1 protein-coding gene and 1 pseudogene are annotated in these 2,308 nt (G+C 63.4%); both read right to left on the bottom strand.

Translation table 11 applies throughout. From position 1 onward, the window contains the following. The coding region (locus tag ACYVDE_RS20560) for a TolB family protein (protein WP_460503407.1) at positions 1 to 1,938 on the bottom strand (1,938 nt) is incomplete at its 3' end. A 168-nt stretch (positions 1,939 to 2,106) separates the two neighbouring features. Next, positions 2,107 to 2,308 (bottom strand): annotated as a pseudogene (locus tag ACYVDE_RS20555) (NAD(P)/FAD-dependent oxidoreductase); the annotation flags it as partial.

The following is a 2,308-nucleotide window of genomic DNA, read 5'->3' as shown; positions in this document are numbered from 1 at the left end:
GGCCGAGTCGGCTGGGGTGGGCGCCGCCGTAGCCATGGCGGCAGTGGCGGTTGCTACCGGGGCCGGTGCGGGTTTGGGAGCTGCTGCCGCTACCGACCGGTCTTCGAGGGTTTGCTGGCGGGCAGTTTTGGTGAGTGGCAGCGTGGGCAGCGCATACTGCGGGTACACGTACAGCAGGTCGCGGGCCTGCGCCGGAGCCACAAATACCAGCGCGGTGCTTTGGGGGTTGTAATCGAAATCCTGGGTGTTGGGTAGCCAGTTGCTGGCCAGCGTGCGCTGCCTGGTTTTGAAGGAGTAGCGGTAGAGGGCGCGCACCCCGCTTTCTTCGCCGAGGTAGAGAATCTCGTCGTCGGACAGCGCGCGGGGGCGGGTTTCGTTCGAGATGGTGCTTACCAGCGTTTCCACGGGCAGGGTGCGGCCGTCGAGGTGATATGTGAACAGGTCGTAGTTATTCACCACGTTCTGAAAGGTGGCCGGCCTGGGGCGGCCCAGCGAGTCGAGGTAGCGGTTCGAGCTGAATACCAGGCTTTGGCCGTTGGGCAGAAACACCGGCTGCACGTCGTCGAACAGGTCGTTGGTGAGCTGCTCAACTTTGCGGCTGCCGGCCCGCAGAATGAACAAATCATTCTGCCCGTCGCGCACCGCGCTAAATACCAAGGCCTTGCCATCGGGCGAGTAGCTCATGCTCAGCACCTGGTCGAAGCCCGAAAAGATGGACTCAGGCCGCGAAAACCGGATGGCCTGGCGCACTCGCGTCAGCAGGCCGCGGCCGTCGGCATCGTAGAGGTGCAGGCCCATTTCGCCGTGGCGCATCTCGGCCACGGCCACCTGGCTGTTGCCGCGCCAGGCCACCAGCGGCAGGCGGGTTTCCACCTGCTGGTCGGGGGTTTTGTAGCCGCCGCGGCGCAGAATGCGGCGGTGCTTGCCATCGCGGTCCATCACCATCACCCGGTAGCGGCCGCCCTCATTCTGGGCGTAGGCCACCAACTGGCCATTGGGGCTGATGACGGGCTGCGAAAACACGTCGGCGTGGCGGTTGCGGCCGCTTTGGCGGTACTGGGCATCGGGCTCCACCAGCGTGGCCACTGGCTGGCCGTTCAGGTCGCGGTAATACGTGAGCCAGTCTTTCAGAAAAACTTTATACGGCACGTTCAGCGACGAGCTGATGCCCACCTCGATGTCGCGCGTGATGCGGGTCAGGTTCAGAATGTTCTGAATGGTGGTGTAGCCGTAGCGCTCGGCCACGTAGTTCCAGATGCTCTGGCCGGCCAGCGTGGAATTGCGCAAAAAGAACGGGGCCGTGCGGTTGCCGGTAGGGTAGCGCTTGGTCATGTCGCGCATGTAGCCGTCCATGTCCACGCTCCAGCCCTCGGCGGCGTATGCCGAGGCCCCGCCGATAAACCAGTCGGGCAGCTGCAGCAGGTAGCTGCTTTGCAGCACTTCCTTCAGCGAGCCGCCATACATCATATCGTTAAGCAGCACCTGGGTAAGCTGGGTACTGAGCTCGCGCTTGAACTCGGTTTCCTGGCCCCCGAAGGCAATCTGCACCTTGCTCATGCGCGCCAGCGGGGTTTCGCCGCCGTTAATCTGCTGCTGCGTGGCCGTGAGGCCGATGTTGCTCTGGCGCAGGTCGCCCACCGAGTTATAAAGCAGCAGCGTAGTTTTCGAATACGGGTAGTAGCCGATGAGCGCCGTAATGCGTCCCAGCTCTTTCTCGGCGTACTCGGCGGCCCGGCGGGCGCTGCCCTCCCCGCCCTGGTAATAGAGGATATTAAAATTCTGGGTGGTGAACTGCCGCCAGGCGGGCTGCTTGTATTGCACCCGCACCCGGCCAAAGGGCTCCTGCGCCGTTTGGGCCTGCGCGGCCGGGGCCAGCAGGGCAGCCGCCAAGCCCAATAGTCCTGTCAAAGCAACCTTCACGAATACGGAATTAGTCATAGTAGCAGGGCAACGAGCAAAAGCAAAAAATTAATCCGTTGGAGCCGAAAAAAATTCCCACTCAGGAACAAGTCCCTTGGTGGCCGGGCGGAGGCTGCATTGGGCCGGGCAAGGTAGGAGTGAAAAGCAGATTTCCAGTCGGATTGTTACTTCGGCCGCGTACCCGGCTTACCCTGCTCCGGCCGGCTGCAGAGCGTTGTAGCGCTGCACGCTGGCCTCGGGCCACAGCGGGGCGCTGCCTTCCAGCCAATCGGCCAGCAGCGTAGCCAGGCGCGGGGCCAGCATTACGCCTTTCGAGCCATACCCGCCGCAGAAACTCAGGTGGGGCACGGTAGGGTGGGGGCCGATAAGCGGCCGGCGGTCGCGTACG

The sequence above is a fragment of the Hymenobacter agri genome (genome assembly GCF_054778495.1).
Note: the sequence above shows the minus strand (reverse complement) of the source record. Positions and strands in the feature narration are given on the sequence as shown.